The 1,623-nt window shown below is 44.4% G+C and carries 2 protein-coding genes and 1 pseudogene; all 3 read right to left on the bottom strand.

Annotation, left to right across the window (positions count from 1 at the left end):
- Window positions 1-913 (bottom strand): hypothetical protein (locus BVE84_RS10290; protein ID WP_228062248.1); only part of this gene is annotated, 913 nt, incomplete at its 3' end.
- A 118-nt stretch (window positions 914-1,031) separates the two neighbouring features.
- A complete protein-coding gene (locus tag BVE84_RS10285; protein ID WP_076996888.1) occupies window positions 1,032-1,253 on the bottom strand; it encodes a hypothetical protein in 222 nt (73 codons plus the stop codon).
- Window positions 1,254-1,255: 2 nt separating this feature from the next.
- Window positions 1,256-1,623: pseudogene (locus BVE84_RS10930) on the bottom strand (hypothetical protein); the annotation flags it as partial.

The raw sequence follows: 1,623 nt of genomic DNA, 5'->3' as shown, positions 1-1,623 counted from the left end.
AAGGGTTGCCTGTCTCGTCTGTGCTAGACTTAGTGGCTCCGTAGAGGTTGTAAGAGCGAGACGCAACGGCTTGTCCGTCCTTGGTCAAGCCAGTAACGCTACCACTTTGTGTCGCTAGGTACTGATAGGTATCCCCTGTCCCATGGTTGTGGTAAGAACTTCTACCCTGTCCATAGGTGTAGGTTTCTCTGGCTTTTAGCTCCCGGTCATAGGTCTGGAGAACCTCGGTGTGCTTGCGGTTGACGTCATTGACGTAGTTGCGCTCTTCATAGTAGTGGAAGCTATCTTCTCTTGTGGTGTAAGGAATCAGAACCTCTTTGACCTCACTGGCATAGGTCACTTCTCCCTCACCAGGAAGGTTTCCTAGGTCTGGTGGATTGACCACCAAGCCCTCCTCGTTGGCCCTGTCTTTGGCCACCTTCTTGTGGTAGGCTGTGGAGACATCGTCAAAAATCTCATGCCAGATAGCCCCAATGGTCTGAGGGAGGCTGGATAAGGCTTGTAAGACATTCTGGCTAAAGCCATACCAGAAGAGACTATGTTCCTCCCCATTTGGGGACGTGTGGGGCGACTTCCGCTTGTCCTCCCGCTTGAAGAGCTGATAGCTGTGCTTGCCTTCCTTACGGCTGGCGGTAAATACTCGGTTGTCATCCCCGTCATACAACGCCGCAAACAAGAGACCTGCCTTGTCCTTGACCGCAAGGAGTCTATTCTCTGTATCGTAGATATAGTCTAGCTTCTCATCATTCTTCTGAGACGAGATACGGTTGCCGTTCTTATCGTAGGTGTAGGTTGTTGTGCCGTCCTTGGTCTCGAGCTGGGTCAGGTGGTTGTGTCGTCTTAGGCAAATCTGCTTCTTCTTCCCTGTTGTACTTTGGCATGACCAACTAAGCAATTCTCGTGGTGATGTCAAAAACACCTATGGAGAGTAGCTCCATAGGTGGGCGGGGAGCTAGGCAAGAGAGGACGGAAAACGCCACAACGTTTTCAACGTCCTCGATGACTAGCTCAATCGCCTACAGCACCACAAGTCAAAATAATTCGTCTTTTAAATTGCACAAACGATATTCCCCTAGTTTTGCATTCTCCAAAAAATCCTCTAAATCGCTATATAGCTGACTTTCACCCGTATCTATCGGAGTCAAAATAATATAATCTTGTGTCTGACTAATCCAATATCGATTGTCTGCATAAGTAATGATAAACTCTTCTCCTCTTTCAATCATTTCTATCATTTCTTCATAACTAATCATTATTATTTTTCCCTTCTAAGTTGTCCATTTGAATTTGTACCCCAATTATGTTCATGTGGATATTCTGGATGTAATTTTGAATTTCCATGATTATCCATATCTACATCTCTAAATACATTACCTTTTGAATCATAGTATCTTCGTGTACGTATCTCACCAGTAGCCTCATCTAAAATATCAATACTTGAATTTGGTAAATGTTGAGTTGGTGCCTTTTTAATAACTGTGCTGTGGTTATTAGAAGGTGTTATATCAATCTCATTACCAAGATTTGTTTTAACAACAACTCTAGGTGTTACAGGAACTCTCGGTTTTCCTGACCATGTGGTATCAACTCCTAAAACAGGCTTTCCATAATAATTTTGGTAAC

It is taken from the genome of Streptococcus azizii (genome assembly GCF_001984715.1).
GTDB classification, from domain to species: Bacteria; Bacillota; Bacilli; order Lactobacillales; family Streptococcaceae; genus Streptococcus; species Streptococcus azizii.
The sequence above is the reverse complement of the archived record's forward strand: the minus strand, read 5'-3'. Positions and strand labels throughout refer to the sequence as shown.